The following is a 26,950-nucleotide window of genomic DNA, read 5'->3' as shown; positions in this document are numbered from 1 at the left end:
TAGAGATTATTGGGAATATTATTTGTTGTTTTTACACAGACCGTTTATGTACGTGTGTTTGCCTGGTTTTTGTTAAACCTTTTGGAAATTACAGACTTCTGCTAAACTAATATGATTAATGTATTTAGTAATGTCATAAGAAGTGCTAAAGAAGTGTTGGAGAAGCATTAAAGAAGTATTAAAGGTCAGGTTTGTACCCTTTCTCTTTTGTGCTACTTACAGTACCGATGAAGGGAGGGATATGTTCTATTTTGTTCTAAATATGTTGCATAAGGTTCCAATATGTCGCATGGCTATTTTATTGCTTTTCTATTTTGTATGTTTATTGGGTAGGCGCTATTATATCTATATAAAATAGAGCAATATCAGTTATATAACATTTTAAAATTTAAACAAAATGGCATTATCAAACAGAAACATCATTACTCAGGGGTTAAGCGGTCTTGTCGGAAACAGCCTCGTTTTCAGGCAAAGATTTGGAAAAACCGTTGTAGCCAATGCCCCCTCCAAACCTCGTAAATCTCCCAGCAAGGCTATGCTTAAGTCCCGATACAAATTTAAACAGGCAGCAAATATGCACAGCATGCGCTCAAAGATCCTGCTATAAAAGCAGGATATCAGTCGGTTACCCGATATGGCAGGTCTGCTTTTAATACTGCCTTTGCAGATTATCTAAAAGCTCCTGAAATAGAAGACGGATTAACTTTTTCTGATTATCAAGGCCAGGCAGGGTATGAGTTTAAGGTGGCAGTGATTGATGACTTTAAAGTCAAAAGAGTACATTTTATCTTATTAAACCTGGAAGGTTCTCTGGTAGAAAGTGGGGATGCCATCCAGCAGGCAGATGGTCTGGATTGGGCCTATATAAGCAAGGTTAATAACCTGGATTATAACGGAGGAATAGTACAGATAAAAGCCTATGATTATCCCGATAACGAAACCATTGCCGAAGTACAGTTAGACAAAGAGGTATCCTGATATTGGTTGTTGCTTTTAAGAATAAACTTTCTGTATAAAAACAGTGAGAGAAAGAAACATAATTACTACGGTTGTTTAGAGGGGGGCTATTCTAAAACATTGCGTTTTTGGGTGAGGGAATTAGATATCATTATTTTTGTATCCTTTGCTATAAAATCGGCTTAATACCCCGGCTATATGCTTTCCCCAAATCTGTTCAAAAAAAAGATATTCCTCTATAGCTCTTTTACCATTTGTAATTTGGTTAGTAGTTTCTGATTCTCGATGTATTCTATGCTGTACAAGTTGTTGATTGATATAAAGAAAAGAACCGGTTTGTTTTGCCAGTTGATACCAGGCAAACCAGTCGAGTGTACAACTGTAAGTAGTTGAAAATTTAAAATTTGAAATATTTTCTTTGTTAAAGGTTACGGAAGGGCAGCATATTGGATTGCCAAAGAGTAGGATTGTTTTTTTAAGATGTTTAGATGTAATGGTTTCGGAAATAATGAAAGGAGTTAACAGAAGTTTTTTTATCCAGGCGTTCAGCGAGTTTTTTCTGATCTGGTTGTCTATAAGATCCCAATAACCTGTAAAAGCAATCAGCACATTTTTGTTTTTAGCAGCATTTATTTTTTTTAAAAGCCTTTCAGTGTATTGAGGTCCATAAATATCATCCTGATGAGCTATAGTCACGTATTTTGTGTCTGTTACCCCAAGGGCAAAGTTCCAGTCATTCCCAATACTACTCGGAGTTGGATTTATTATCAATTCCAATTGATAATTATTCGCTATATCTTTTAAAAAATCAGATGGGGTAGACGTGGTTATTAATATTTTGCTTTTTTTTGTCTGCTGCATAAGGCTTTCAATACACTTTTCTAAGTAAGGAGAACTGCCATAAGCCGGAATTACAAAAGAGTGGTTTTTTGTGTCCATTAATTAAATGTCTTGGGAGCCAATTGTGTTCCTGTTTTGTTGCAAATGATGCTTAAGTTTTATGGGCAATATAGCTATTTTAGAAGATTGTTGAGATTATTGAAACTTTTGCTAGCTTTGCCCGTTATAATCTAATATGGTGAAACTATCTACTTTTGTACTATTTTCTACGTTTTTATTTGCTTTAAAGGTTCATGCTCAATCTCTTCAGCGCTCTGTGGTCGCTTCAGCAGGAGAAACATTACAGGCTGCAAATATAAGCCTTACATTTGTAGTTGGCGAACCTGTATCGGGTTTGTTTTTGGATAATATTGCGCATAAGTACTTAACAGTAGGATTTTCGCAGCCTGATACCGAATTAAAACAATTAGTAGCTCTTTATCCAGAAAAACCTATTGTGGTATACCCTAATCCTACCAAGACCGGGATCATTAAAGTTGCCTTTAATGATATGCCCGAGACAGATTATTTATTGGAAGTTATAGATGCCTCAGGTCAGGTTTTGCAAAGTAGCGAGGTCAGTTATTTAAAAAGTAGCTTTTTGTATGTTCCATTAGATATTTCTGCATATAATCGCGGGGTATATTTTGTCCGTTTAAAAAATGGCCAGACTGTTGCCGGTCAGGTAAAACTCATTAGAAACTAATCTCCTTTACGTAAAAGCTTTAATCAATCCGTGTATGTTTAGAAAAATATTTGTCTGTGTACTTGCTTTTTTTACAATATCAATCGCAGTACTAGCTCAACCCCCTCAGGCATTTAAATACCAGGCGGTAGCCAGAGGTGCTAATGGCGCTTTATTGGTAAATAAGTCAATCATGTTACGTATATCTATTCGTAATGGTTCTGGAAGTGGTACAGCCGTGTATCAGGAAACTCATCAGGTTACCACTAATGAATACGGTTTGTTTGCTATAGATGTTGGTTCTGGAAACGCAAATCAAGGTACATTTAGTAATATATCCTGGTCAGAGGCAACAGAAAAATATATTAATACAGAAGTTAATTTAGGTTCTGGTTATGTAGATATGGGAGCTTCCAAGTTGTTGAGTGTTCCTTATGCATTATATTCATTAAATCCGGGACCTGTTGGCGCAACAGGTCCGCAAGGAATTCAGGGAATTCAAGGTATTACCGGTGCAGTAGGTGCTACGGGAGCTCAGGGTATTGCTGGAGTAACTGGCGCAACAGGTGTTACCGGAGCAACAGGTCCGCAAGGAATTCAGGGAATTCAAGGTATTACCGGTGCAGTAGGTGCTACGGGAGCTCAGGGTATTGCTGGAGTAACTGGTACAACAGGTGTAACCGGCGCAACAGGTCCGCAAGGAATTCAGGGAATTCAAGGTATTACCGGTGCAGTAGGTGCTACGGGAGCTCAGGGTATTGCTGGAGTAACTGGTGCAACAGGTGTAACCGGCGCAACAGGTCCGCAAGGAATTCAGGGAATTCAAGGTATTACCGGTGCAGTAGGTGCTACGGGAGCTCAGGGTATTGTTGGAGTAACTGGTGCAACTGGTGCAACAGGTGTAACCGGCGCAACAGGTCCGCAAGGAATTCAAGGTATTGTTGGAGTAACTGGAGTAACGGGTGCAACAGGTGCAATAGGTGCTACAGGACCTGGGGTTCCTACAGGTGGAACTGCAGGGCAAGTATTGACTAAGATTAATGGAACAGATTATAATACACAATGGTCAACACTAAGCGGAACAGGTAGTAATATTGGATTTTCTTCTAAAAAGACTATAGCTTTAGAATTCACTGATTCGGGTACTATTAATAATTACGATGTGACAAGCGATCCATTTTATACAGGAACTGGATTTAATGCTACAACCGGGGTTTATACTGTCCCGGAGGATGGTGTATATGCCATTAGTGCAGTAATTAATTATATGACAACTAATGCTGCTACTGCTAGTTTAGGGCAAGGGCAAGGTATTGCCCCTACTTTTGAACTGCAAAGAGGAGGTGTTGCTGTGTTAAGCAGTAAATTACCAATACTTAATGTTAATGTTGCGTTGGTATTAACTTTGAGGACTATTTTAGGTTCTGCTGCAGTCCCTTTGTCGGGTAATTTGTCCCTGAAAGCAGGTGATCAAATACAGTTAGCATACAAGGCGGATGGTTTAACTGTTGCATTAAATGTAGATGGAGTTTGGTCTGTTAAAAAAGTGGCCGATTAGTGCATTATACATTTAATTTAAGCAGTATAATATTGCGGCTTGGTTATAAGCTGCATGTTACACTGCTTAAATCTGATGGCTTCAAATTTCCATTTGATTGTAAAGTAAATAATCTCCATGAAAAATAACATACCTGTATATATCCTTGTTTTTTGCATCAGTATCGTTCCTGTTTTTGCTCAAAATCAAGGTAATCCTATAACAACCACCGTACCGTTTTTAAATATTAGTCCTGATGCCAGGTCTGGGGCTATGGGAGATGCCGGGGTGGCTATATCTCCGGATGTAAATGCCATGTTTTGGAATCCTTCGAAATTAGCTTTTCTGGAAAATAAAAATTCATTTTCTTTATCATACAGTCCATGGATGCATAATATAGATAAAGATATGAACCTGGCTTATGCTGCTTTTGCGCATAAGCTAAATGATAAAAATGCTTTTGGGCTAAGTCTTAATGTCTTTAATATAGGAAACGTTGATGTATATGATGATAACCTAACCTCGTATGGAAGTTACAGACCCAACGAATTTGCTTTTGAAACTACTTTTTCCCGTAAAATGGGGAGCGATTTTTCTCTGGGTATGGCACTTAAATATATTCAGTCTGGCCTTAATTCGTCACTTTTTGAAGCAGGGGAAGAAGTAGGAAAAGTAAATACACTGGCGGTAGGAGTATCTTTATATTATACTAAGAAAGTGCAACAATTTGGAAAAGATGCGATTTTTTCTTTTGGTACCTATATTTCTAATCTAGGGCCTAAAATTGGTTACTCGTATAATGGATCTAAGGAGTTTTTACCTGCAAACCTAAAGATAGGGGCGGCTAATACCTGGTTTTTGGATGAGCAGAATAAGTTAACTTTTGCCCTGGATTTGAATAAGCTGTTGGTGCCAACTCCGCCTGTGGTAGATGCTGCAGGTAATATAATAGAGGGTAAAAATGCAGACAGGTCCATTGTTTCCGGAATAATAGGGTCTTTTAGTGATGCACCCGGTGGGTTTAGTGAAGAAATAAAGGAAATTATGTTTTCGCCAGCTATAGAGTATTGGTATGATAATCAATTTGCTTTAAGAGCAGGTTACAGCTATGAAAACCCTGAAAAAGGGCATAGAAAGTATGCTACGTTTGGCGTAGGTTATAAATATCGCAGTCTTGATTTTGCGGTATCCTATCTGGCAGCTAATCAGTACAAAAGTGCACTGGCAAATACTTTGCGTCTATCGTTATCCTTAAATTTGAACGATAAATAGGTGGTTTAATCTAGCAGTAAAAATGGTTAGAGGTAAATAGTAATTTAGCCATTTTACAACAGATATAACAATGGTCTGTATTAGTTATATTATTTGTAATATCAGGTCAATTAATATGAAAGGTGCTGTGATATCATGTAGCTAATTATATTATCTCATATTCTTGTTGATCGAGTAATCTTCGGTGATAATTGATCTGCCCTACATGATAGGCGAGGTGCGTTGTTAAATGCGTTAAAAAGTAGGCAAAGCTTGTCTTTTTATCAAAAACTAAAATAGGATATTCTTTTTCCAGATCTTTCTCGGTTAATTTTTCAAGAGCGTTTATAACAATTTCTTTCGTTTTATCTATTTCATGGATAAGCGCTGATTTTGGAATATTTTTCAAAGAAAACTCCTTTTCACGATTTCTAATGTAACCAGACTTTCCAATCTCTGCACCAATATAGGTGTTTAGGTTGCCTATCAGATGTAAACAAAGGTTTCCTGCCGAGTTAGCAATACCTTTTTCTATATGCCACAGCTTTCGTTCGTCCTGATAGGAGTCAATTTCGTGTTTTAACTTGTTTAGATCTCTCTCAAACAAAGTTTGTAAGGTTTTTATTAGCATAATTCAGGTGAGTTTATTCTTCCTTTAAGTTTATTTGAAACAAACTAACCGTCGCATTATCATAATGTGCCGGGAGTCCTTCCGTGTTTTTGAGTTTTAGGGGGCCTAAATACTCGAATCCGCATTTTTCATAATAGGCTATTAACTTTGTGTTATCACCAACGGTATCCATTCTAATAAACTGTTTGTTATGGGTGGTAGCATAATCTTTTGCCCAATTTACAATTTCAACAACCAGATTTTGTCCTCTAAAATCAGGATCTGTAGCTATACGATGAATGTAAATAGCAGGGTCTTCATTTCGTTCTTCCCATATCTGGGGGTCGCTGAATGTTGTTGCCCAAATACAGGCAGTTTTTCCTCTTATTTCAATTTTCCACTGCCTGTTCTCACTAATTTCACTCTCTACCATTTTACGGTCGAACTCTGGCCAGTGAACAATAAACTTTGTTTTCTGAAAATCTGTTGCTATTCTGTATAACCTAAAAATATCGTCAATATCTTCTACTATACTATTTTTTATCTTTATCATATTTGGAGCTTTATATAAGAAGTCCGATGTCTGTTTTAATGAATGTCAGTTATTATCCCTAAACAAAGTAAAAATAATTGTTTTTTTGAATAAATAGAACGGATGTTCTATTTTTATAATATGAAAACCAATGAAAAAATATTGGATGCAGCGAGGATTCTGTTTAATCAACAAGGTATCCGGAATACTACAACACGACACATAGCAAGCTCAATGTCTATTAGTGCAGGAAATTTGCATTACCATTTTAAACATACCGAGGATATAGTTATTGCACTTTTTAGAGATTTAACAAATTGGTACGATCAGATTATAGATCAAGTACAGGAACTTTCTTTACAACAACTGGATGATTTGATTCCGATTTTGAATCTCATATATGAGAAAATGGATAAATTCCGTTTTCTGTTTATACATTTTGTTGAGATTGGGATCTGGATTCCAGAAATTAAAAACGATTATCAACAACTGATTAAAAAAAGAGAAGAACAGTTTAAGGGGTGGTTACAAAGATTGGAAGATCAGGGAGTTTTACTTGTACTTCCTCATCAGATAAAAATACAATTGGTTAAAAATCTATTTATTGTGGGCGATTTCTGGATATCTCATAATGCTTTATACAGACAGTACACAGGGGAGGAGGCTCGTTATGATTTTGTTTCGACCATGTTGTCTGTTTTGCTGCCTTATGTCAAAAAATAGCTCAAGAGGCCGTTATTGGGAACTGAGATTATGGATATAAACTGAATGATATAAAACTGTTTCTATAAAAGAAACACGACTGATATAAAAATGTGTTTAAGTTCTCGTACTACATTCGTTATCTTAACCTACGGTTGGTGTTGCTACTGATGAACATTTTATTGCGTTCTTCAGAAATAATCTCTATAAACCGTTCGTAATGTTTCAGTACATCAGAAATCAATTCGTTTTTGGTGAAAAAACGTACATCATATCCCTCGCGGTCGTCGCCAAAATATGATTTAGGGAAAAAAGTTTGGTTCCCTTCCATATCCGGTAGGTTTTCTTCATTCAGCAGGTAATCGGATACGATTCTCGATTCACCTTTTACCCCGTACAAAAAATTATTTACGACATCGTATTTGATCTCTATCTCTATTCTATGGGGATTTTCATAGCTATTAACTTTAGCTTCGACATCATTTTTAGAAAATTCCTCCTGTAATTCCATAAAGGCATCCCTAACTGTTGTATCAATGAAAGCAACAATAGCCTTCTTATCGTTGAAGGAGACGATCTGTTTCAGACGCTCTTTCCAAAACTCTCCTGACCAAGGTATGGTGGTTGCTGAAAAATCACGTTCGTAATAGCTTCTATCAATGGACAGTGCCTTTATCAGGCTGACGATGAAAAGCAGCATGATAATAGAAAACGGCAAGGCTGTAATCAATGTCATACTTTGTAAAGCCGTCAGTCCGCCAGCGTTCAATAACATCAGTGCCAATACGGCAAGCAGGATACCCCAACTGATGGTCTGCCATTTCGGAGATATCCGGGCATTTTTTGTTGCTATACTGTTCATGACGAACATACCCGAATCGGCAGAAGTAACAAAGAAGATAATGATAATAGCAATAGTCAAAAAACTGGTGATTTCGGTTAGAGGCAGATATTCCAAGAAACGGAACATCAGGGCATCCGGATTGCCAGCAAGTTGACTCAGCACCCCGTTGGCAACGTTCGCATCAAACCATATCGCACTGTTTCCAAAAACAGTCATCCAGATAAAATTAAACAAAGTAGGGATAATCAAGACCGCTGCTACAAACTCCCGTATGGTTCGTCCCTTCGAAATTTTAGCGATAAATAGCCCGACATAAGGTGACCACGAAATCCACCATGCCCAATACAGTATTGTCCAGTCGTAAAACCACTGCTGGGTGTTCTCTTCGTACACATGTGTGCTAAATGTCAAACTAAAGAATTCATTGATATATGTCCCGATCCCTTCCGTGAAACTTCCTATCAAATATACCGTAGGGCCGAGGATCAAAACAAAAAGTAAAAGTATGACAGCACTTACAATATTGATATTGCTCAATATCCGTACGCCTTTGTCCACCCCGCTTACAGCAGATATAATAGAAAGTGAAACCAATACACCTACAATCAATACCTGATAAATAAAGCTGCTTCCTGGTAAGATATTCAGTGTTTCCAGACCAGAATTGATCTGTACGACTCCGAAACCCAATGTGGTGGTAATTCCAAAAAAAGTACTGCAAAGTGCGAATACATCAATGATGTTGCCCCATGTGCCTTTTATCTTATCCTTCAACAGAGGATAGAAACAGCTCCGTAAGGAAAGAGGTAAACGATAACGATAGGTAAAATAGGCTAAAGACAACCCGACAATCCCGTAAATAGCCCAAGCGTGGATACCCCAATGGAAGAAAGTATAAAGCTGTGCGTCTTTGGCTCGCTGAACAGCCGTATTTCCTGAAAAAACTTCATTTGAATAATGCTGCATCGGTTCCGCAACACTGAAATACATTAAACCGATACCCATGCCGGCAGCAAAAAGCATAGAAATCCACGAAAAGAAGGAATAGGCGGGTTTGCTATCATTTCTTCCCAACCGGATATTACCATATTTACTGAACATCAGATACACTAAGAACAGGACAAAAATGGTTACCGACCAGACATAAACGTAATTCAGGTTCACAAAGATAAAATCTTTGATTGTGTTGAGCAGGTCTTCTGTTAGACTTGGGAAAATAGCCGACAATAGACAGATTCCCACAATGAAAATCAAACTTGGAACAACGACCCCTTTATTGAGTGTCGTTCTTATTCTTACAGGTTTTTTCATATGGAATTTTAAAATACTTGGTCTTTTGGTAATAGCATTCAAGAAATAATCAAAGAAGTTCTGTTCGTACCACAAATACTGTATTTAGGAAGTACGGAAACGACTGTACAAACCTAATTAAATTCATTTTGATATACAATCTAACTAGCTTTGTATAGAAAATTAATACCATATGAGCGCCACGCCATGCGATTCGGTGGTTTACTACTATTGGAATCAGGTGTCGAAACAATTACCTTAATGCAGCTAAGCCGCTAACATCTCCTTACATGTTTTGGCACAGGCGCGGCAAGCTTCAGCACACTTACGGCAATGCTCCATGCCCATATCTGCATGCTTTTCGCATTCGTCTGCACATCGTTCGCAGATATCTGCACATATTTTACAGAGCTCTGTAGTTAACTGCCCATCGATACTCATGACTTTTACAGTAGTAGCACAGATGATAGTGCATTCCAGATTTAATTGGATACATTTTTTAAGATGCTCCAGATCTTTTTCATTTAAACAGGCAGCTACGCACTGGCGACAGGATATGGCACATTCTCCACATGTTTCTATACAATCTTGAAATTTTGTCTGTATCATAATGTTGAAATTTTTGTAGTATATGACCAGAACAAATGAGACAATTATTTGTTCGGTTTAATTTTATCTTGGGACTGAAGCACATCATTATGGATAATCGGGATAACCCGTATGATGATAGAAGAGAGTTATTGCACACTCACCCAAATAGATAAGTTGACCATTGCTGTTGTAGAATTCATAGTCCAAGATTATTTGGGTACTGACCTTGTTACACTCAAAGTTTGTCCTGGAAGATTTATCTAATATGGTGGGAACAGATAGCTTGATAAGTACAGTTTCGCATCCTGTCCGATCGCACAGAAAATAAAATCCATCTCATTTATCTTTGAGAAATGCTGGGTGATGGCATCAATTATTGACCCGCCACAAGTTGTGATATTGCGGTTTTTAGTACCCGAAACCGAACAACTATCGAAACATTTTTTGGAAGATTTACAAAAAATATTAGATATTTTCAATAGGTGATCGCTTTGGATTTGACTAGAGTAACAACTATAATATTACTTATACTCAATAACTTCAAAGTAGAGCTCAGGTAAAATTATTTTGATTTCCTGTGAAGTTTCTTCTTTAAGCCAGTACAATACGAAATTCACATTCACACTTTTCAATTTATAATGTTTTGACTCCATTTCCTTAATTTTCTTAATGAGCAGCTTTGAAAATTTCAACACAGATTGTCCATCTGAATTCAAACATTCATCTCCTTTCACAAATAACTTATCGCCACTTACCAACTGTGAGATCAGATGCTGTTTGTTGATGAAATAGTCTAACCAGATATCTTTCAGTGTTGCATGTACAGCAATTTTATCAGGTGTGGTGTACGTTTCAAAATCGTCAATATGTTCAAGATTTTCCGAAACCAAATGATTGAGATAGCTTGCATTTAGGTGTATATTTAGATTCTGTTTTGCCCTTGTCATTGCCACGTACAATTGTCGTTTAGCTTCATCTGTAGCTATATTAAAATTATCAAGCAAAAGGAATACATTATCAAACTCTTTACCCTTAGCTTTATGAATAGTTGACACAAAAATTGTTTCGCCATTTTCATTATAAAAATCCTCCAGTTTAGATTCCCGGATCAAAACTTCTAAATCAGATTTATACTTTTTGTAAGGATTAGTGGTTTCAAAATCTTTGATGATGTTCAGACATATCTCTAATTTATTGCTGTTACGGAAGGCACTGATCAGTTCTCTTTTAGCAGTATCCCAAACCTCATCACTTATTGTGTAAATATCAGCCCCACAATTTATTTTATCCAGTAAAAAACGGATTTCAACAAGATTATACAAATTAAAACCATCATTAGATTGTATCAGTTTTGCCTTGATACCTTTCTTTAAAAGTAAGCCCGAAACTTTAATAGCCTCTTCGTTCGTTTTTGTGAGAACACACGTAGTTCCGGAAAGATCTGTATTAGCCACATCAGTTACAAGAGGCGTAATCAGATTATTGCTTTGATGTCTAACAATCTTGATTTTTCCATTATCAGTTTGATTAGCAATAATCGGTGTTTCTTTTAATCGGTGTTGAATTTGTCGGACAAATTGATTTGAGAATGTAATCAGATTACTTTTACTACGGTAATTTTCAACCAATTCGTGTTTTATAGCCTTGTTATCATAAATGAACTGTTCCAAATATTTAGAACTAGCACCTCTAAATTCATAAATATTTTGGTCATCATCTCCCACAGCAATAACCCTCATTTCTTCATTTTGCTCCATCAATGCATTAATAAGAGCGAATTCGTCTGCATTCATATCCTGGGCTTCGTCAATAACTAAAACGGTTTTTGTAATTTTACTGGCTTCAACCTCGCCATTTTTAATCCTTTCAACCGTAGTGTTTAAAATATCCGTGGATTTTTCTAAAGAGCCAACCTTACCCAAAAGATCAAAACAATAAGAATGGAATGTTTTAATCTCAATAAAATTCGCGGCATTGCCAATAAGCTTTAGTAAACGCTTTTTAAATTCGGTAGCAGCCGCCCTTGAAAATGTCAGCATCAATAACTGCTCATGCTTAACATCCTCCATTAACAGGAGTGAAGCCAGTTTATGAACTAACAACTTTGTTTTTCCACTACCTGGACCGGCAGCAACAACTATATGCTGTGTTTCGTTATCATTAATAATTTTCAACTGTGTAGGGGATAGTTCACCGAATAGCTGCCTGAATTTTGCAGGCGTAATATTCCGCTTAATCTCATTTTGCCTGCTTCCTTTGAAATACTTGTTTAAGAAAGAACTATAATTGAGTTGAAAATAGTCTTCCACAAACTGAAGTGCATTTCTATAATCGGTAATCATTCTTTGGGCATATTCGCCCACAATGTGAATTTGCTGGACTTTGCTTTCGTAAAACTGGCTGAGCTTTTGATAATCGTCTTTAGTGTACTGCTTTTTATTATTTTGTTCGGTTCGCTCAATGGTTAGGCGATTATACACGACAAGAAAACCACCTTCTATCTTTATTGCCTCAATTCGTGAAAGATAGAACAATGTATCTTCAATATCATCAATGCCTATTTCTTTTTTGAAGAGGCTGAAGCTATTATCATAAGCAGCCTTTAGCTCATGTACTGAAAACTCCACCAAAATCTCATCTTTATTCTGCCGGTCTTTTATCGCCTCAGTGATGGTTTTGTCATAAAAGAATTCAATAATAAATTTTGCAAGCTCATGGCGTTTTTCAAGCTTCTCTTTTAATTGTTCTTTATTTTGAAGGCAGAGTACAGCAATGTAATTTTTAGAATGTTCTAAGTTTTTCCTCTTAATCCAGTTTTTAATAGACCAAAAGTTAATTATTGTTTTCAGCTTATTGGTATTCACACCATCACAGCCATTCTTTTCAGCCTCCTCATTCAATTCTTTCAAATGAAAAATACTTTCTTCTTCTTTGAAAATCGGAAGTAAATAGTTTTCAATTTTACTGTATGTCTCTACAATGTAAAGGGAACGGTTTTTATTGTCTACTTTCTTTATAAATGCGGTCAGATCCTTGGCATCTGCCAAAATATTCTCCTCACGCAGCAAATTTATCACATTAATAACCTCTTCTTTTACAATACCCAAATGATCACTAATATAATCTACCCTTGATTCGGCAGTTTCATTATTGGTCTGCTTTCTGCTTTTACTTGAAAAGAGTTTCTTTATAATACGTACACCTTGCTCTTTTTGCTTTTCTTCAAATTTTTCTGAAGTGTTTATCTTATCAATAGCTTCCTGAGCATTTTTAGATAAAATACTGTTAGCAAATACCCTCGGCATGTTCTGTCCACGTTTAAGATATCCGGCATTTTCAAGAGCAGCAATGGCAGTAGTTACGCGTGTTTCTATTTCTACCACATTATCATCCCAACCTGCTTTGCGGGCAATCTCCAATGCTGAATTGGATACTTTAGAGCGGAATCTTGTAATATCTTTTATCGCTTTCCATACCTGCTGGATTTCTTTTATGGAAAGTTTGGTTTGATTTAACAGAATAAAGTGCTTACTGAGGTCTTCTTCATTAAAGAGCACAAAACAATCAGCTGAAATATTTTCATCTCTGCCTGCGCGTCCTGCTTCCTGAACATAGTTTTCAAGTGAATCTGAGATTTCGTAATGAATGACCAAGCCCACATCTTTCTTGTCAACCCCCATGCCAAAAGCAGATGTCGCCACCATAATTTGCGTTTCACCATTTAAAAAGGAATCCTGGTTTTCGGTCTTTTCCTGTTTATCCATTTTGCCATGGTATGGTTTTGCATTAAAACCATCATTTGCTAACCTTTCAGCGAGCAGATAAGCTTTTCGGGTTCGGGATACGTAAATAATAGTAGGGCAGTTTTTCTCTTCGATTAAATCTCTCGCAGTCAAATATTTTTCTTCTTCATTTTGCTTTTCAAAAACCTTGTACTGAAGATTAGTCCTTGACGCTTTTGAAGTGAAAACTTCAAGATCCAGCGATAATTTTTCGCTAAAATAATCCCGTATGTCCTCAATTACCTTCTGTTTGGCCGTTGCGGTAAAGCATGATACCGGTATGCCATCTTCGAGGTTTTTCTTTTCCTGAATTAATTTTATAAAATCGCCAATGTATAGATAGTCTACCCTGAAATCTTGTCCCCATGATGAAAAGCAGTGCGCTTCGTCAATTACAAAACGGGCAACTTTCCTTCCTAAAATCAGCTTTTCAATAGTTCTTGACCGTAGTGATTCAGGCGAAATGTATAAAATAGAAGCAGAACCATCTTCAATCCTTTCAAACGATTTGGCTCTTTCAATAGGGTCTAATAGACCGTTAATAGTAACAGCTTCGGTTATACCATTTTTTTCGAGGTTGTCAACCTGATCTTTCATTAACGACTGAAGCGGAGAAATTACAATAGTCAATCCTTTTGAACTTTCAGCGCTCATAAGTGCCGGAACCTGAAATGTAATTGACTTTCCACCGCCAGTAGGGAAAACAGCCAGTACCGACTTATTATTAATGGCTGCCTTAACGGCTTTTTCCTGAAGCGGCTCGCCACCATATGTCCGGTATGAATTGAAACCAAAGAATCTTTTTAATCCTTTGTAGATGTCGAGGGTGGTATTACAATAAGCACAGCCTGTTATACAAGGTTTACTCCGCAACAATCGTATTATACGTTCCACCTCGGGATAGTTTTTAAGAACCCAGGGAGGCGTAATGGAGTGAACCGTTTTATGGGTCATAAATGAATTGATCAATGCCAGGCAATACGCCAGTTCAATAGGATGTTCAGCTATTATTTGGGTTAGATTTGCATCTTCACAAATTTCGTTACGGAATTTTAATCTAATCAGGGCTTCTGCATCAGGATTTATACTCCTGTAATTTAAAAACTTAAAAAATGCGCCAAATTCCTTTGTAGAATTTAAGAGAATGTAGAAGATTTCTTTAAGAATTTTATCAATTTGCCAAAAAGCAGCAACCTCACTATTGAATAAATCTCTTGCCTTAATGGAATCGTTTAATGGGTTGTTTGTGTCTTCCGTCTGAAGTTTATCATCCTTCAATAATGCATGGTATGGGTTTGTGGGGAATAATAAGGGAGATAGATGCAGCGTATCAATTATGTTTGAAGGGTTAACACCGGCATCGTAAATTGCTTTGCCTATATATTTTATATCGTGATTTAATATGTTATGCCCACACACATACTCATCGCCTTTTAGGAATTGAATAAAATCCCCTAAAAATGCTTTATGGAATTGACTACCGTTTTGTTTAATTGCACCTATATCAAGTATTTTACTTTTGTTTGGTTCAATTTCGGTGTCAATGAATGTAATATTTTGTTCATCTATTAGCATTAAACTCAATAAAATTGCGGTTTGGTTTGTCTATCGTAATTTATATAATTATTGGCATAAAAATTATTTTGCCAAACTTATATTTATCAGTTCGTCAATTTCTCGTTCTCTGTTTCTTCGCACAGCATATCTACGCATTTTCAAATCATTTAAGGTGTATTTCTGCATTACACTCCTCATAATAAATTCCTTTTCATTTTGCTGTGCCGAAAAAAGTGTTGTATCAATCAACATATCCACCAATAACTTTTCCAATGCAGGTACATTAATTTTATCTTTTTCTATCAAAGGAGACTCCGAAACCATATTTTTCACAATAAGAACTTCATCTTGATTATGAATATAACGGTCAAATATTTCCTCATCAGGATTAAAGAAAACGTTTTTATTGGTTTCTGTTAGAAAGGCAAATACAGATTCTGATGCACCTTTTTCTACTTCTATAACAACATAATGTTTAAATGGCTGGTGAAGCATAAAATCATTCAGCCACACCGTGTCCCAAATACAAAAATTGATATAAGGAAATTCACGTTTTACCTTATTAAATATTCTCTTTAAACCATTTGAAATATTAGGTTGAAAAGGAATGTAGCTATCCATCTCATAAATCCCTCTGGAAGGAGCATTTATCACCCCCTCTTTTTTTAGTTTGGACAGGTACATATTGATCGTGTTGTCAGACCAGGATGGAAAATCTTTTTTTATTGATCCCACAAGCTTTTGTTTGGAAAGTCTTTCACTTTCCTTAAAATAGCGACGGATATATTTTTCTAACGTTTCTGCCAAAATCATCTTTTATAGTAAATGTAATATTAATTTATATAAGTTCGGCATAAAAATTGTGTTTTGTCAAAGTTATATTTCAATTAAGTTTTGTTTTTCAATGTTTTAAGCCTATTTTTTACTGTAAATTAATGTCTGAAATAAGATTTTATGAAAAAGGGTAAAACACAGAATAGAACCTTGAAGATATTGACAAGCTTTATGAAAAGTTGGAAAAGGAAGATCGTTTGATAGACCTTATTGTTGAAATAATTGTGAGTTCTACAATGAGATAGTACTATGAGAGTATGGATGCTAAAGATAAGCCTACACCCTACAATGAAAAAGATGAATAACTCTTAAAATTCACTCGAAAAGAAAAAACAGAAAAAAAGCCTTTCTAATAACGGATGCAAGCCAACGAAGCAGTAGAATTCCCGAAGGATGGCGAAGCCATTATATATCTGGAGTTGGTGGTATCCGTTAGCTTTGCTGCTCTTTTTGTTTGTTTTTATTTGTATTCGTTTACAAATCTTTATCCATATATTCTTCCAAAGAAGATTTTAGCTGGTCTAAAAATGTGGTTCTGGAACCTGCTCGATATTTCATTCGGTGGAAAGAATGATACAAATCTCCCAAGTTAATCTGAAATAGTTTTTCAAGAGCAAAACTGATTTTTCGAATTCCTATTCTTCCGTACGAAACGGAACCACTCGAATGAAGGGCATAAACCAATTCTATTAAAGCGTTTATAGTATCTGTCCAAATAATGGTATCTGACGAAATATCTCTTATTGAAGGAGATTTAGCCATTTCATCATTATTTAACGTGAGTTGGGATTAGAAAAACGTTTTAAAAAGTGTTTTTATATCAAAAAAAGGCTTGGTTTTTTATTGTAATTGTTTGTAAATAAAATTGTTGGAGTTGTAAAAGAAATCCTGTGCTTAGAGATAAAACTCTAGAAATATTTGTTAAGGTGGATGACTTTTATAAGGGAATTCAACCGATCTTGGAAGAAAAGCTACCGTAAAGCAGTTCTAGGCGAGAGTGAGATAATCAGTTTGAGGGTCTTGTTCCATAGCGGTCAGTTCAGTAACCTAAAGTCTTTTTATGTGCATTATGCAAAACCCCATCTTCAGGATCTTTTTCCAGGTCTAACCTCATATAACTGTTTTATGGAACTCCAGCCACGTTGTGCCGTGGTGTTGATGCTTTTTGTCAAAATGCGCTGTCTAGGAAAAACATAGGAGAGATAAAAAGGGGGAAGAAATAGGGGAAGTTCAAATGAAACCAAAGTGATACCTGTTGAGGCAATTCACGAAGCATAAAAAAAGGTATCACCCGTTGAGGGTAATACCTTGACCTGTAGCCCGTAGGGGAATTGAAGAATGTTCACTGTCTTTTATCAGTTTTGCTTAAAAAGCATATGCCAATAAGATTGAATATGAATTACTTTTTTTGTTAGATAATCCGCTATATACTGATATAAAATGATAAAAGGGAAAGTTGTATGGTATATTGTATGTCTTAGAGAAAGTTGATTTGCTGTTTTTAGGGCAATAAATAAAACTGAAATCTAGTAAAATTTCTGAATTTTTTAAAATCATTATTATCTATAGCTAGATGATTATGTATAGTAGTGTCTACCATAGCTACGTGAAAAGATGATGAAAATATTAGCTAATTAACTTTTAAAATAACTACAATTTTATATAAATAACTATTATTTATATACGACTGTTTTATCTTTTCTTTTGGAGATTTCATACAGAGTTTTTAAGATTGTAAATATCTGATTATTAAATAATTAAATATTATTTAATAAAAATATTTTAATAATTTTAAATACTCAAAAATGGCGAAAGCAACACTTAAATTAGAACAAAGAAGAGATACGAAAACAGGACAGCTTAAAGAAAAGAATATTCCAGTTCTAATAGATTTTACATTCGATGGAAAAAGGATGTGGATTCAGACAGGGGAGAATGTAGATCGGAGGAATTGGGATGATAAAAATAAGAGGGTAAAACCCTCCGCAATGAATAGTTCACAAATAAACTCCTACCTGCAAAAAAGGGTGGAACAAATTAATAAAATATATAGAGAGGCACTTCTAAATGATAAATCTATTTCAGTTGCATATTTGAGAAATAAACTGAATCAAGTTAAGACAAGTAGCAATAAAACTTTTAGTGAATATTACGAAGAATATATTAGAAATGAAGAATTGAGATGTGCAAAAAATACTCTTAAAAAGCACAAGACATCTTTTGATCTGCTAAAGAAATTCGGAACAAAGAAAAGGGTAAGCATAGACTTTGAAATAATTGATACTGAATTCTTTCATAATTATGTAGAGTTTCTTAGAGAAGAGATGAATCATTCCAATGTAACTGTGTCTAAATACATCAGGACTTTAAAGCAATTTTTAAATTACTGCTCATTAAAAGGCTATAATAAAAGCCCTATCTACAAAACTTTTAGCTTTTCATCTCAAGAAGCAGAAATTATAGCTTTAAAAAAATATGAAATCCAGACTATAAAAAACTTAGACTTATCGAACGAGAAGTGTTTGGACCAAGTAAGAGACTGTTTTCTTTTCTTATGCTATACAGGTTTGAGATATTCAGATGGAGCTAATTTAAGAAGGGAAAATTTAAATGAAGGCTGGATTGAATTGATTTCAGTCAAAACTAAAAATAAGATTAGTGTTCCTTTAATACCTGAAGCAATAGAGATAATAAATAAATATAGTAATATAGACAACAGGTCAAGATTATTGCCCTTCATTTCTAATCAAAAAATGAATAGTTATCTCAAAGATATTGGTAAGCTTGCCAATTTAAATCGAGATATTATAAAAGTTAAGTACTATGGGGCGGATAGAAAGGAATTTCCAAAGAAACTTCATGAAGTGCTTACTACTCACTTGGGACGAAAGTCTTTCATTTCTTATCTTTTTAATGAGGGGATGGATTCTGAACTAATAAGATCTCTAAGTAACCATAAAAGCATATCCTCTTTTGCTAGATATAATAAAATTGAAGACGATCTCAAGAAAAATCAATTATTAGAGAAATTTAAATTTTGAAATTATCTGTATTTTCTTTTAAAGTTTTTAAAATTCGCTGATCTTTGTTTTATTAAATTTAATTAAATATTAATAATTTATTAAAAATTACATTATATTATGTTAGAAGATAAAATCACCGAACTAATTGTTGAACCTTTAATTTATAAAATCACAGAATTAATGAAAGAAGTATTAGAAATGTTATCTCATGAAAATCGAAAAAGTGGGAAACTAGAAGTTAAAGAAAAATTTATCACACGAGAAGAAGTTTGTGAGTTATTAAAAATAAGTCATCCAACATTGACTAAAAGGATGAATGATGGTACTATCAAATTTATAAGAGTGGGGCGTAGAGTTCTATTTGATAAAAATAATTTGATATGATCGATTACACTACAATAGTTTTAAACAGTGTTTCACTTGATGAATTTAGGAAATTTTTGGATCTCGTAAGTATCGAGATCCCTCATGAATCAGAAAAAATGATTGTCTTTTTTGAAAATCTAAGAATAGGATACTATCCAAATATTCAGCAATTGAAAATTCAAAATAGTTTACATCGCTTCTTCAACAGGACTTGTGCAGAGATAAAAACTGAAGGTAGTTACAACGATTTCAAATTGATAGACTTTTGTGTTGTGTGTTATATGTTTTCCGAATTCTATTTTGAAAGGAGCTTGGAGGACTTTAAGCTATCCACAAGGTTCGAGACAGGAGTTAACGTCGATTGTGGAGGGTATAAGCCAATGGAGATTATGCAAAGATATAATTCTTATCAGGCAGGCACGAGTATTGTCGATTTCCAAACGATAGAACCATACGGTAGTCGTATTGAAAAACCGACAACAAGAAAAGTATTCTTGTCTGATTACCAACTCAAATCATACGACAAGGCGGTAGAGTCGAAATTGTCAGGTAGAAACTTGTTACGTTATGAGATTGTATATGGTCAGATAAGAAAAATTAGGTCTGTGCTTGGTACTCAAGAAATCAATTTGGGTACATTGTGTAAGTGGGAGAATTGGAAGTTATTGGGTGATTATCTTGTTGAAACGTACAGTCGAATTAAGAAATTGCCACTTATAACTAGTTCAAAATTAACAATTGAAGAAATAAATATGATTCATGCGGTGTCAAACAAACACCTAAGAAAGGATTTGTCTACTAATCTATCGAGACACTATTACTCTAAATATTTAAACGAGTGTAAGACTGTCTACAATAGGATATCTGTGTTGGAAGATAACTATCACGAAGTGATGCATAAAAAAATTGCTGATAAGGTTAAACTTCTATATACAAATGGGAATTAGAAACTGGAAATCTGCATTGTTTCATTACTCGTTAGTATATATGAAACGAACATTAGAAATTAAGGAACTAGAATCTATTTAGTATCTAATTTTTAGATAGATGTATAAATAATAATTAATAGATAGATTATTATAAAATAGAGGAGAAAGATAAAATGATATATAAAGAATTAATAGTAATAAACTTATTAGAAGTATTAAATAAAAGAATAAAAAACCGAATAATAGATATTAAATAAAAAATAATAAAATAAAATAATTAAAAAATGCGAAGTCGAAATGCTACTCGGTACTACAGGCCGCTATGACGCACATACGGCAAGATCTTTTAATCTTCGCAAAGATTGCTGTCGAAAAAGAATCTTGCAATATATGGGCCATATTAAATTTTGTGTTTATGGAAGAAAGAGAAATAGTGGATTATTTTACAAAAAGTCTTTCTATGTTTAAATTGAGAGCAGAAGATAAAGCGTGTATTGTACTTAGGGTAGGATTAATTTCACCTCTTTCGATTCTTCCTACTTGAGAGATAGGAATTCCAGCACTATTGGCTAATTCTTCTTGAGATAAATTTTGTGAAATTCTTAGTTCACGTACTCTAGAACCAAATGCTTTAATAACCTCTTGGTTTTTGATATTAATCACATAGGCAAATTGGCTTATATTTATATTTTGTATAAACGCATATATGCGTTATTTTTAAAAAAAATAATATTATTAAATTTTAAACTATAAATATTATGAAAAAGATTAAGAGAGTATTATCTCTATTTATGACATTATTGCTAACAAACAACTTATTCAGTCAGGATAAAAATGAAGTGCATTTTTTTGGGTTTCGACTATCAACATATGATATGCCTGTACTAGTAGGAGTAAATGAGTATAAGGCATACTTTAAATACTCTGAAGATAGAAGGAGTCAAGGTAGATTAATTATAGATGAGAAAGCAAAAACATTCACAATAAAATGGTTGAGTGGTGAGGATTGGATTGCTAAATTTTCAAAAAAGCAAATTAAGGACGGTAGGGAAGATTTATATGGGGATGTAACTAAAATAATTTATGAGGGAAAATGGGTTGATGATGGTAATGAATGTTCATTGATATTAATAAAAACAAATTCTTCAGGATGTATCACTATTCTTAACTCAGTAAAAGTTGTTGATAAATATTATGGTATAAATACTTGGAAGAAAATTTTTATGTTGGGAACTAGCACTTGTTTGTATGAAGATTACGGGAGCAGTAGATATGAGAAAGAGCAACAAATAAAAGCTGCGGAAACAAAAGAGAAAGAAAGGGAGAATAAAATTAAATCAAAAATTTACGACCTTGAAGAATATGCTCCTGAAGCATACAAAAGTACTCTGAATAAACAGAGAGAAGCAATTGTTAAATATTTTACAAGTTCATCAAACATTAGTTCTGAGTTCCCCTCATACAATACTTTAGCGAGCTCAGAAAAAAAATATGCACGATTTAAAAATACCTATAATGTCAACTATAAGCTAATAAATAAGAGTAGAGAAAGTGTTAGTAATGATTATGTAGTAGTAGCAGGTTTAAGAGATATTAGGACTTTAAAACAAATTAAACTTGTAGACGGAAATGATTCAAAACTAAAACTTTTCAATTCGGCATCCATTTCAATTCCAACTATAGAAATAGAAGGATATGAGGTAATGACAGAAGCGAATTTAAAAGATGTAAGAGTTGACTTTACACGAGGTCTAACTGAAGTTAAGGTAAAGGATAATAAAGTCGAATTTAAAAAATTCCTTCCTGAACAAGACTTCCATAAAATCTTAATAGATGAATTGAAGAAAAAAGAAGCTAACGGAAAATATCTTGTAAAATATGAAATACAAGATATTATGGGGGACAAAAGTGTAAATGTTGAGCTTGAAAAGAAAAGTAAAAAAGTTAATTCAAGTTGGTTACTTTCGGGCTTATTAGTAGGGTTGTTATTTTTATAAAGTAATCAAACTAAAGCAGTATAAAGTAGGCTTTTGGGAGAATTGAACTTCGGAAATCCTCTTCATACGTTTGCAGGTTATTCAAATTTAAAACTGTAAACTATGAATTGTGAATTTCAAAAGGTAGAAAATATAATCTTAGCCTACCCAAAATCATTTAAGAATAATTTTAAAAAGGCAGCTTCGGTCATTGAAGAATTGATAAGTAAAATTCCAGATAAGATTAATGTTAAACTAATACTATCAAATGAAAACGACCTAAATTATTTGTATGATGTTATTGGTTATCGGAAATCTATTCAACCACTAATAGTAAAAGGTTGGGATGAAATCTGGTTAAGAGACTGCATGGGCTTTATCAATGGAAATAAATTGATAAAGCCTATTTACTTTCCAAAGTATTGCGATTATAGATTTAGATGGAAGTATTTTAATAGAATTAATCAATTATCTAAAGATATTATTTCCACTCTCGTAAAAAAAGAAATAACTGATATTCCTCTAATATGGGATGGTGGAAATTTAATCAATAATGAGGAATATGGATTCATGACATCAAAAATAGTTGAAGACAATCCAACTTTTTCAAAGTTTTATATTGAGAAAATGATTGAGGAATATTTAGATATAAAACCTATAATTATATTTAGACAGGATGATGATGTTATAGGTCATATAGATGGGTATGCTTCATTTATTAGCAATGATAAATTAGGAGTTAGTTTGTATCCAGATATGAATTTTTTGAGAGATGATAACGTTTATCTTGAAGAATTAATTAAGAGTGCACACTATTTGGGATTAGAGACAGTCAGGATTCTTGATAGACCAATTGATGAAAGTATTAAATGTCAATGTAAAAAGAAAAAGAGAAGTGGTTGTTATTCGGTTTCAAGAGGAATCTATATCAATAATATTATATTAAATGATTTAATTATACTTCCCCAATATACATTAACTACAAGAAGAGAAACAGAGTTTTACAATAATAGAAATAGAGAATTGTATGAAGGAATGGGATTTAAAGTAGAGACTGTTAACTGTGATTCTCTTTCACAATTTGGAGGCTCATTGCATTGTCTTTGTTGGACATATTAGAAGATATTGGATTGAGAAAGTCTCTTGCAATTTTTATGATCTTGACATTTTTGGCAACAATAAAAACGAAGTGTATGGGATCTTGTATGGCAGAAATAAAAAATCCGCAAAATCTTTCGAAATTCGCGGATTTTCGTAGCCCGTAGGGGAATCGAACCCCTGTTTCAAGAATGAAAATCTTGCGTCCTAACCCCTAGACGAACGGGCCGTTTGTTTAACGTGGTGCAAAGATAAAAACGGTTTGAATATCTCCAAAATAAATTTTTAATTTTTTTAAAAATCCTATTTAGGTACATTTGGGTATTAATAAAAGGGAAATGAAAGTTGCTATAAATGGGTTTGGTCGTATTGGCCGTACGGTATTAAAATTGTTGTTGGAGAGGGGAGATGTGGATGTGTTGGCAATCAATGATTTAACGGATACCGAAACGCTGGCACACCTTTTTAAATACGATTCTGTACATCGTAATTATAAAGGTAAAGTGTCTTTTGATAAAGACCACTTATTTATAGATGGTAATCAGATTGCAGTTTATGCAGAGCGAGACCCTGAGAATTTACCCTGGAAAAAATTAGGAATAGATTTAGTGATAGAATCTACCGGTAAATTCTTATCAGGGGAATTAGCTTCTAAGCATCTGCGGGCGGGAGCCCGACAGGTAGTTATATCAACACCTGTGGCAGATAAAGATATTCCCATGGTTGTACTGGGGGTTAATGATCATGAAGCAGATCTTTCCAGTCCGCTGATATCGAATGCTTCCTGCACAACAAATAATGTTGCAGCACTTATTAAAGTATTAGATGATCATTGGAAAATAAAAGAAGGGTATATTACCACGGTGCACTCTATGACGGGGGATCAGAGTCTGCATGATGCTCCGCATAAAGATCTGCGTAGAGGAAGGGCAGCTTCGGCCTCCATTATTCCAACTACCACAGGAGCGGCAAAGGCTATAACAGCAATATTTCCGCATTTAGAAGGTAAACTCGGTGGGGCAGGTATCAGGGTTCCGGTTTTAAATGGATCGTTAACAGATTTTACTTGTATATTAGAACAGCAGCCTGGTTCTATAGACGAAATAAATTCAGCATTCAAAACAGCAGAAAATGGTATGCTAAAAGGTGTTTTGGAGTATACAGAAGATCCAATTGTGTCAGTAGATATATTAGATAACCCACATTCTTGTATATTTGATGCAAAATTAACTTCCATAGTTGGAGGAATGGTCAAAGTTGTTGGTTGGTATGACAACGAGTATGGCTACTCAAGCCGATTGGCTGATTTGGTTGGGAAAATAAAAGCATATCGTTATAATCAATGATAAAATTTGTAAGCACAGCAGAAGTACTGGAAATAAGAAATATTGTTTTAAGGGAAGGAAAGCTTACAAATGAGGAGTGTGTTTTTGATGGAGATCTGGAAGGTACAACTTTTCATGTAGGTTATGAGCGGGAAGGGAAACTGGTTTGTGTCGCTACATTTCATAAACAACCACACGAAAAGTTTGAAGGAACAGGGTACCAATTGAGAGGTATGGCAACATTACCAGAATATCAGGGAAAAGGATTGGGAAACCTGTTGATGAATTTCGCAATAGTTTATTTGCGGGGACAAAAAGCAAACTACCTTTGGTGTAATGCAAGAGAAGTAGCCTATAAATTTTACCTGTCATTAGGTTTTGAATTTATATCGGCAGAATTTCAGATTCCATCAATAGGACCACATAGACAAATGTATCTTAAAATAAATTAAAAGAACCATATTTAATTATAGAAATGAAAACTGTAGACAGCTTAAACTTTAAGGGCAAGAAGGCGTTGATAAGAGTAGATTTCAATGTGCCATTAAACTCAGAATTTGTAATCACAGACGATAAAAGAATAACAGCAGCATTGCCAACTATTCAGAAAATCCTTAACGATGGAGGTGCTGTAATATTAATGTCGCATTTAGGGCGTCCGAAAGAAGGACCAACTGAAAAATATTCTTTGAAACATATTGTTGCACATCTTTCAAAACTGTTAGGTAGAGAAGTGCAGTTTGCAGATGACTGTATTGGTGCAGATGCAAAAGCTAAAGCTGATGCTTTGCAAGCAGGAGAAGTGTTATTGATAGAAAATTTACGTTTCTACAAAGAAGAAGAAAAAGGAGATGAGGCTTTTGCAGAAAAGCTATCTAAACTGGGTGAAGTTTATGTGAATGATGCTTTTGGTGCCGCTCACAGAGCACATGCCTCTACTGCAGTAATTGCTAAGTTTTTTCCGGATGCCAAATATTTTGGTTACCTGATGGCTTCTGAAGTTGAAAACGCAGAAAAAGTATTGAACCATGCTGCAAGACCATTTACTGCAATTATGGGTGGTTCTAAAGTATCAGATAAAATTCTTTTGATAGATAGATTGTTGGATAAAGTAGACAACCTGATTATTGGTGGTGGTATGACCTATACTTTTATTAAAGCATTAGGTGGTTCTATAGGCCAATCTATTGTAGAGTTAGACAAATTGCAACTTGCGTTGGATGTTATTGAAAAAGCAAAAACAAAAGGAGTGAAGTTGCATTTGGCTGCTGATTCTGTAATTGCCGATGATTTTTCTGAGACAGCAAATACGCAGATTGTAGCTACTAAAGAAATTCCTGATGGATGGGAAGGACTAGATATAGGCCCGGAAACCAGAGTGCGTTTTGCTGAAGTAATTGCTGAATCTAAAACTATTCTTTGGAACGGACCAATGGGCGTATTTGAAATGAACGCTTTTGATAAAGGAACAAGAGCAGTTGCTGATGCTATTGTTGCAGCTACTCAAAAAGGCGCTTTTTCTTTAATAGGAGGAGGTGATTCAGCTGCGGCTATTGCTAAATTTGGTTTAGAAAATGAGGTAAGCTATGTTTCTACCGGAGGTGGAGCTTTACTGGAATATATGGAAGGAAAAGAATTACCTGGAGTAAAAGCTATTCACGGATAATCCTGATTTTTTAGTACATTTCTGTAGAAGGGTTTAAAGGCTTTTGCATTTTGGCAAAACTCTTTAAACCCTTTTTTGTTTTTTATTATACCTGTATTTTAATGGTTGAATAGCTTAACTTTAAGGTGCTATGTCCCAGATGAAAATAGATATACAAAGGGTTTACGATGCATCTCCTGTAAAGGAAGAAGCTTTTCGTGTTTTGGTAGACAGGCTTTGGCCAAGGGGAGTGAAGAAGGAAAATCTGGAATTGGATTTGTGGGCTAAAGATATCAGTCCGTCTTCAGCACTAAGGGAAAAGTTTCATCATCAGCCCAATAGCTTTTCCGATTTTAAGAAACAATATGTTGAGGAACTGGACAACAATGAGTTGTTTGCTCATTTTGTGGAAGAAATATCTAAACACCCAAAGGTATTGTTTTTGTACTCATCAAAAGATCAAGAACATAATAATGCTGTGGTTTTAAAGGCTTATATAGAAAGCAAGCTCTCCTGAGCTTATAATTCTTACAATAA

24 protein-coding genes, 1 tRNA gene and 1 pseudogene are annotated in these 26,950 nt (G+C 34.7%); 16 read left to right on the top strand and 10 right to left on the bottom strand.

Annotation, left to right across the window (positions count from 1 at the left end; genetic code table 11):
* Nucleotides 1-397 precede the first annotated feature (397 nt).
* Together ACFSAH_RS10185 and ACFSAH_RS10180 are read left to right on the top strand one after the other, a co-directional pair.
* Entirely contained in the window at nucleotides 398-607 is a 210-nt protein-coding gene (locus ACFSAH_RS10185; RefSeq protein WP_379662624.1) for a hypothetical protein, read from the top strand.
* A 137-nt stretch (nucleotides 608-744) separates the two neighbouring features.
* On the top strand, nucleotides 745-978 hold the full coding sequence (locus ACFSAH_RS10180; protein ID WP_379662623.1) for a hypothetical protein: 234 nt from the start codon (nucleotides 745-747) through the stop codon (nucleotides 976-978).
* Nucleotides 979-1,098: 120 nt separating this feature from the next.
* On the opposite strand, the gene ACFSAH_RS10175 is transcribed toward ACFSAH_RS10180, so the two are convergent.
* The gene (locus tag ACFSAH_RS10175; protein ID WP_379662622.1) at nucleotides 1,099-1,896 is read right to left on the bottom strand and encodes a glycosyltransferase family A protein; all 798 of its coding nucleotides are present in this window, start codon (nucleotides 1,894-1,896) and stop codon (nucleotides 1,099-1,101) included.
* A 136-nt stretch (nucleotides 1,897-2,032) separates the two neighbouring features.
* Between ACFSAH_RS10175 and ACFSAH_RS10170 the strand changes: the two genes are divergently transcribed.
* The 3 genes from ACFSAH_RS10170 to porV all read left to right on the top strand — a co-directional run bounded on the left by ACFSAH_RS10170 (nucleotide 2,033) and on the right by porV (nucleotide 5,330).
* Nucleotides 2,033-2,542 carry a T9SS type A sorting domain-containing protein gene (locus ACFSAH_RS10170; RefSeq protein ID WP_379662621.1) on the top strand — a complete coding sequence of 170 codons (510 nt, stop codon included), beginning with the start codon at nucleotides 2,033-2,035 and terminating at the stop codon, nucleotides 2,540-2,542.
* 34 nt (nucleotides 2,543-2,576) lie between these two features.
* Nucleotides 2,577-4,079, top strand: coding sequence for a hypothetical protein (locus ACFSAH_RS10165; RefSeq protein ID WP_379662620.1), 1,503 nt, complete (start codon nucleotides 2,577-2,579; stop codon nucleotides 4,077-4,079).
* 117 nt (nucleotides 4,080-4,196) lie between these two features.
* Complete coding sequence (porV, locus tag ACFSAH_RS10160) at nucleotides 4,197-5,330, top strand: type IX secretion system outer membrane channel protein PorV (protein WP_379662619.1); 1,134 nt, start codon at nucleotides 4,197-4,199, stop codon at nucleotides 5,328-5,330.
* A 145-nt stretch (nucleotides 5,331-5,475) separates the two neighbouring features.
* Here porV and ACFSAH_RS10155 read toward each other — a convergent pair whose 3' ends face one another.
* The gene (locus ACFSAH_RS10155; RefSeq protein ID WP_379662618.1) at nucleotides 5,476-5,940 is read right to left on the bottom strand and encodes a DinB family protein; all 465 of its coding nucleotides are present in this window, start codon (nucleotides 5,938-5,940) and stop codon (nucleotides 5,476-5,478) included.
* 13 nt (nucleotides 5,941-5,953) lie between these two features.
* Nucleotides 5,954-6,472, bottom strand: a complete 519-nt coding sequence (locus ACFSAH_RS10150) for a GNAT family N-acetyltransferase (protein WP_379662617.1) — start codon at nucleotides 6,470-6,472, stop codon at nucleotides 5,954-5,956.
* A gap of 120 nt (nucleotides 6,473-6,592) precedes the next feature.
* Between ACFSAH_RS10150 and ACFSAH_RS10145 the strand changes: the two genes are divergently transcribed.
* Entirely contained in the window at nucleotides 6,593-7,174 is a 582-nt protein-coding gene (locus ACFSAH_RS10145; RefSeq protein WP_379662616.1) for a TetR/AcrR family transcriptional regulator, read from the top strand.
* A gap of 118 nt (nucleotides 7,175-7,292) precedes the next feature.
* Here the strand turns inward: ACFSAH_RS10145 and ACFSAH_RS10140 are convergent, their stop codons facing one another.
* The 5 genes from ACFSAH_RS10140 to ACFSAH_RS10120 all read right to left on the bottom strand — a co-directional run bounded on the left by ACFSAH_RS10140 (nucleotide 7,293) and on the right by ACFSAH_RS10120 (nucleotide 16,813).
* The gene (locus tag ACFSAH_RS10140) at nucleotides 7,293-9,308 is read right to left on the bottom strand and encodes a BCCT family transporter (protein ID WP_379662615.1); all 2,016 of its coding nucleotides are present in this window, start codon (nucleotides 9,306-9,308) and stop codon (nucleotides 7,293-7,295) included.
* 246 nt (nucleotides 9,309-9,554) lie between these two features.
* A complete protein-coding gene (locus ACFSAH_RS10135) occupies nucleotides 9,555-9,896 on the bottom strand; it encodes a four-helix bundle copper-binding protein (protein ID WP_379662614.1) in 342 nt (113 codons plus the stop codon).
* Between the two features lie 503 nt (nucleotides 9,897-10,399).
* Nucleotides 10,400-15,235 carry a RecQ family ATP-dependent DNA helicase gene (locus ACFSAH_RS10130; protein ID WP_379662613.1) on the bottom strand — a complete coding sequence of 1,612 codons (4,836 nt, stop codon included), beginning with the start codon at nucleotides 15,233-15,235 and terminating at the stop codon, nucleotides 10,400-10,402.
* Between the two features lie 63 nt (nucleotides 15,236-15,298).
* Nucleotides 15,299-16,024, bottom strand: coding sequence for a DUF6577 family protein (locus tag ACFSAH_RS10125; protein ID WP_379662612.1), 726 nt, complete (start codon nucleotides 16,022-16,024; stop codon nucleotides 15,299-15,301).
* Nucleotides 16,025-16,525: 501 nt separating this feature from the next.
* Nucleotides 16,526-16,813: an RteC domain-containing protein gene (locus ACFSAH_RS10120; protein WP_379662611.1), complete on the bottom strand. Its 288-nt coding sequence runs from the start codon at nucleotides 16,811-16,813 to the stop codon at nucleotides 16,526-16,528.
* Between the two features lie 128 nt (nucleotides 16,814-16,941).
* On the opposite strand from ACFSAH_RS10120, the pseudogene ACFSAH_RS19850 reads away from it, so the two are divergent.
* From ACFSAH_RS19850 to ACFSAH_RS10105, 4 genes and pseudogenes are all read left to right on the top strand, one after another.
* A pseudogene (locus ACFSAH_RS19850) lies at nucleotides 16,942-17,245 on the top strand (IS982 family transposase); the annotation flags it as partial.
* Nucleotides 17,246-17,856: 611 nt separating this feature from the next.
* Entirely contained in the window at nucleotides 17,857-19,092 is a 1,236-nt protein-coding gene (locus ACFSAH_RS10115; protein WP_379662610.1) for a site-specific integrase, read from the top strand.
* Between the two features lie 99 nt (nucleotides 19,093-19,191).
* Complete coding sequence (locus ACFSAH_RS10110) at nucleotides 19,192-19,458, top strand: helix-turn-helix domain-containing protein (RefSeq protein ID WP_379662609.1); 267 nt, start codon at nucleotides 19,192-19,194, stop codon at nucleotides 19,456-19,458.
* A 98-nt stretch (nucleotides 19,459-19,556) separates the two neighbouring features.
* Nucleotides 19,557-20,387, top strand: a complete 831-nt coding sequence (locus tag ACFSAH_RS10105) for a hypothetical protein (RefSeq protein ID WP_379662608.1) — start codon at nucleotides 19,557-19,559, stop codon at nucleotides 20,385-20,387.
* 420 nt (nucleotides 20,388-20,807) lie between these two features.
* Here the strand turns inward: ACFSAH_RS10105 and ACFSAH_RS10100 are convergent, their stop codons facing one another.
* Nucleotides 20,808-21,032 (bottom strand): helix-turn-helix domain-containing protein, encoded by a 225-nt coding sequence (locus tag ACFSAH_RS10100; RefSeq protein WP_379662607.1) that lies wholly within the window; start codon nucleotides 21,030-21,032, stop codon nucleotides 20,808-20,810.
* 95 nt (nucleotides 21,033-21,127) lie between these two features.
* On the opposite strand from ACFSAH_RS10100, the gene ACFSAH_RS10095 reads away from it, so the two are divergent.
* Nucleotides 21,128-22,366 carry a hypothetical protein gene (locus tag ACFSAH_RS10095; protein ID WP_379662606.1) on the top strand — a complete coding sequence of 413 codons (1,239 nt, stop codon included), beginning with the start codon at nucleotides 21,128-21,130 and terminating at the stop codon, nucleotides 22,364-22,366.
* Between the two features lie 102 nt (nucleotides 22,367-22,468).
* A complete protein-coding gene (locus tag ACFSAH_RS10090; protein WP_379662605.1) occupies nucleotides 22,469-23,464 on the top strand; it encodes an agmatine deiminase family protein in 996 nt (331 codons plus the stop codon).
* 136 nt (nucleotides 23,465-23,600) lie between these two features.
* On the opposite strand, the gene ACFSAH_RS10085 is transcribed toward ACFSAH_RS10090, so the two are convergent.
* Nucleotides 23,601-23,672 (bottom strand) — tRNA-Glu (locus ACFSAH_RS10085).
* A gap of 109 nt (nucleotides 23,673-23,781) precedes the next feature.
* On the opposite strand from ACFSAH_RS10085, the gene gap reads away from it, so the two are divergent.
* The 4 genes from gap to ACFSAH_RS10065 all read left to right on the top strand — a co-directional run bounded on the left by gap (nucleotide 23,782) and on the right by ACFSAH_RS10065 (nucleotide 26,930).
* Entirely contained in the window at nucleotides 23,782-24,789 is a 1,008-nt protein-coding gene (gap, locus tag ACFSAH_RS10080) for a type I glyceraldehyde-3-phosphate dehydrogenase (protein WP_379662604.1), read from the top strand.
* Nucleotides 24,786-25,220: a GNAT family N-acetyltransferase gene (locus ACFSAH_RS10075; RefSeq protein ID WP_379662603.1), complete on the top strand. Its 435-nt coding sequence runs from the start codon at nucleotides 24,786-24,788 to the stop codon at nucleotides 25,218-25,220. Before gap ends, ACFSAH_RS10075 begins: the two co-directional genes overlap by 4 nt.
* A 23-nt stretch (nucleotides 25,221-25,243) precedes the next feature.
* On the top strand, nucleotides 25,244-26,434 hold the full coding sequence (locus tag ACFSAH_RS10070; RefSeq protein ID WP_379662602.1) for a phosphoglycerate kinase: 1,191 nt from the start codon (nucleotides 25,244-25,246) through the stop codon (nucleotides 26,432-26,434).
* A 139-nt stretch (nucleotides 26,435-26,573) separates the two neighbouring features.
* Complete coding sequence (locus tag ACFSAH_RS10065; protein ID WP_379662601.1) at nucleotides 26,574-26,930, top strand: DUF488 domain-containing protein; 357 nt, start codon at nucleotides 26,574-26,576, stop codon at nucleotides 26,928-26,930.
* The last annotated feature ends 20 nt before the right edge of the window (nucleotides 26,931-26,950 follow it).

The organism is Pseudopedobacter beijingensis (genome assembly GCF_042678145.1).
In the GTDB taxonomy this organism is placed as follows: domain Bacteria; phylum Bacteroidota; class Bacteroidia; order Sphingobacteriales; family Sphingobacteriaceae; genus Pseudopedobacter; species Pseudopedobacter beijingensis.
Note: the sequence above shows the minus strand (reverse complement) of the source record. Positions and strands in the feature narration are given on the sequence as shown.

What these genes read in the sequence shown, in the direction of transcription:
- ACFSAH_RS10065 (WP_379662601.1), top strand. Translation starts at nt 26,574, where the DNA reads ATGAAAATAGATATACAAAGGGTTTACGATGCATCTCCTGTAAAGGAA.
- ACFSAH_RS10070 (WP_379662602.1), top strand. Translation starts at nt 25,244, where the DNA reads ATGAAAACTGTAGACAGCTTAAACTTTAAGGGCAAGAAGGCGTTGATA.
- ACFSAH_RS10090 (WP_379662605.1), top strand. Translation starts at nt 22,469, where the DNA reads ATGAATTGTGAATTTCAAAAGGTAGAAAATATAATCTTAGCCTACCCA.
- ACFSAH_RS10105 (WP_379662608.1), top strand. Translation starts at nt 19,557, where the DNA reads ATGATTGTCTTTTTTGAAAATCTAAGAATAGGATACTATCCAAATATT.
- porV (WP_379662619.1), top strand. Translation starts at nt 4,197, where the DNA reads ATGAAAAATAACATACCTGTATATATCCTTGTTTTTTGCATCAGTATC.
- ACFSAH_RS10095 (WP_379662606.1), top strand. Translation starts at nt 21,128, where the DNA reads ATGAAAAAGATTAAGAGAGTATTATCTCTATTTATGACATTATTGCTA.
- ACFSAH_RS10145 (WP_379662616.1), top strand. Translation starts at nt 6,593, where the DNA reads ATGAAAACCAATGAAAAAATATTGGATGCAGCGAGGATTCTGTTTAAT.
- gap (WP_379662604.1), top strand. Translation starts at nt 23,782, where the DNA reads ATGAAAGTTGCTATAAATGGGTTTGGTCGTATTGGCCGTACGGTATTA.
- ACFSAH_RS10075 (WP_379662603.1), top strand. Translation starts at nt 24,786, where the DNA reads ATGATAAAATTTGTAAGCACAGCAGAAGTACTGGAAATAAGAAATATT.
- ACFSAH_RS10185 (WP_379662624.1), top strand. Translation starts at nt 398, where the DNA reads ATGGCATTATCAAACAGAAACATCATTACTCAGGGGTTAAGCGGTCTT.
- ACFSAH_RS10175 (WP_379662622.1), bottom strand. Translation starts at nt 1,896, where the DNA reads ATGGACACAAAAAACCACTCTTTTGTAATTCCGGCTTATGGCAGTTCT.
- ACFSAH_RS10110 (WP_379662609.1), top strand. Translation starts at nt 19,192, where the DNA reads ATGTTAGAAGATAAAATCACCGAACTAATTGTTGAACCTTTAATTTAT.
- ACFSAH_RS10115 (WP_379662610.1), top strand. Translation starts at nt 17,857, where the DNA reads ATGGCGAAAGCAACACTTAAATTAGAACAAAGAAGAGATACGAAAACA.
- ACFSAH_RS10155 (WP_379662618.1), bottom strand. Translation starts at nt 5,940, where the DNA reads ATGCTAATAAAAACCTTACAAACTTTGTTTGAGAGAGATCTAAACAAG.
- ACFSAH_RS10135 (WP_379662614.1), bottom strand. Translation starts at nt 9,896, where the DNA reads ATGATACAGACAAAATTTCAAGATTGTATAGAAACATGTGGAGAATGT.
- ACFSAH_RS10170 (WP_379662621.1), top strand. Translation starts at nt 2,033, where the DNA reads ATGGTGAAACTATCTACTTTTGTACTATTTTCTACGTTTTTATTTGCT.
- ACFSAH_RS10165 (WP_379662620.1), top strand. Translation starts at nt 2,577, where the DNA reads ATGTTTAGAAAAATATTTGTCTGTGTACTTGCTTTTTTTACAATATCA.
- ACFSAH_RS10140 (WP_379662615.1), bottom strand. Translation starts at nt 9,308, where the DNA reads ATGAAAAAACCTGTAAGAATAAGAACGACACTCAATAAAGGGGTCGTT.
- ACFSAH_RS10120 (WP_379662611.1), bottom strand. Translation starts at nt 16,813, where the DNA reads ATGGCTAAATCTCCTTCAATAAGAGATATTTCGTCAGATACCATTATT.
- ACFSAH_RS10150 (WP_379662617.1), bottom strand. Translation starts at nt 6,472, where the DNA reads ATGATAAAGATAAAAAATAGTATAGTAGAAGATATTGACGATATTTTT.
- ACFSAH_RS10130 (WP_379662613.1), bottom strand. Translation starts at nt 15,235, where the DNA reads ATGCTAATAGATGAACAAAATATTACATTCATTGACACCGAAATTGAA.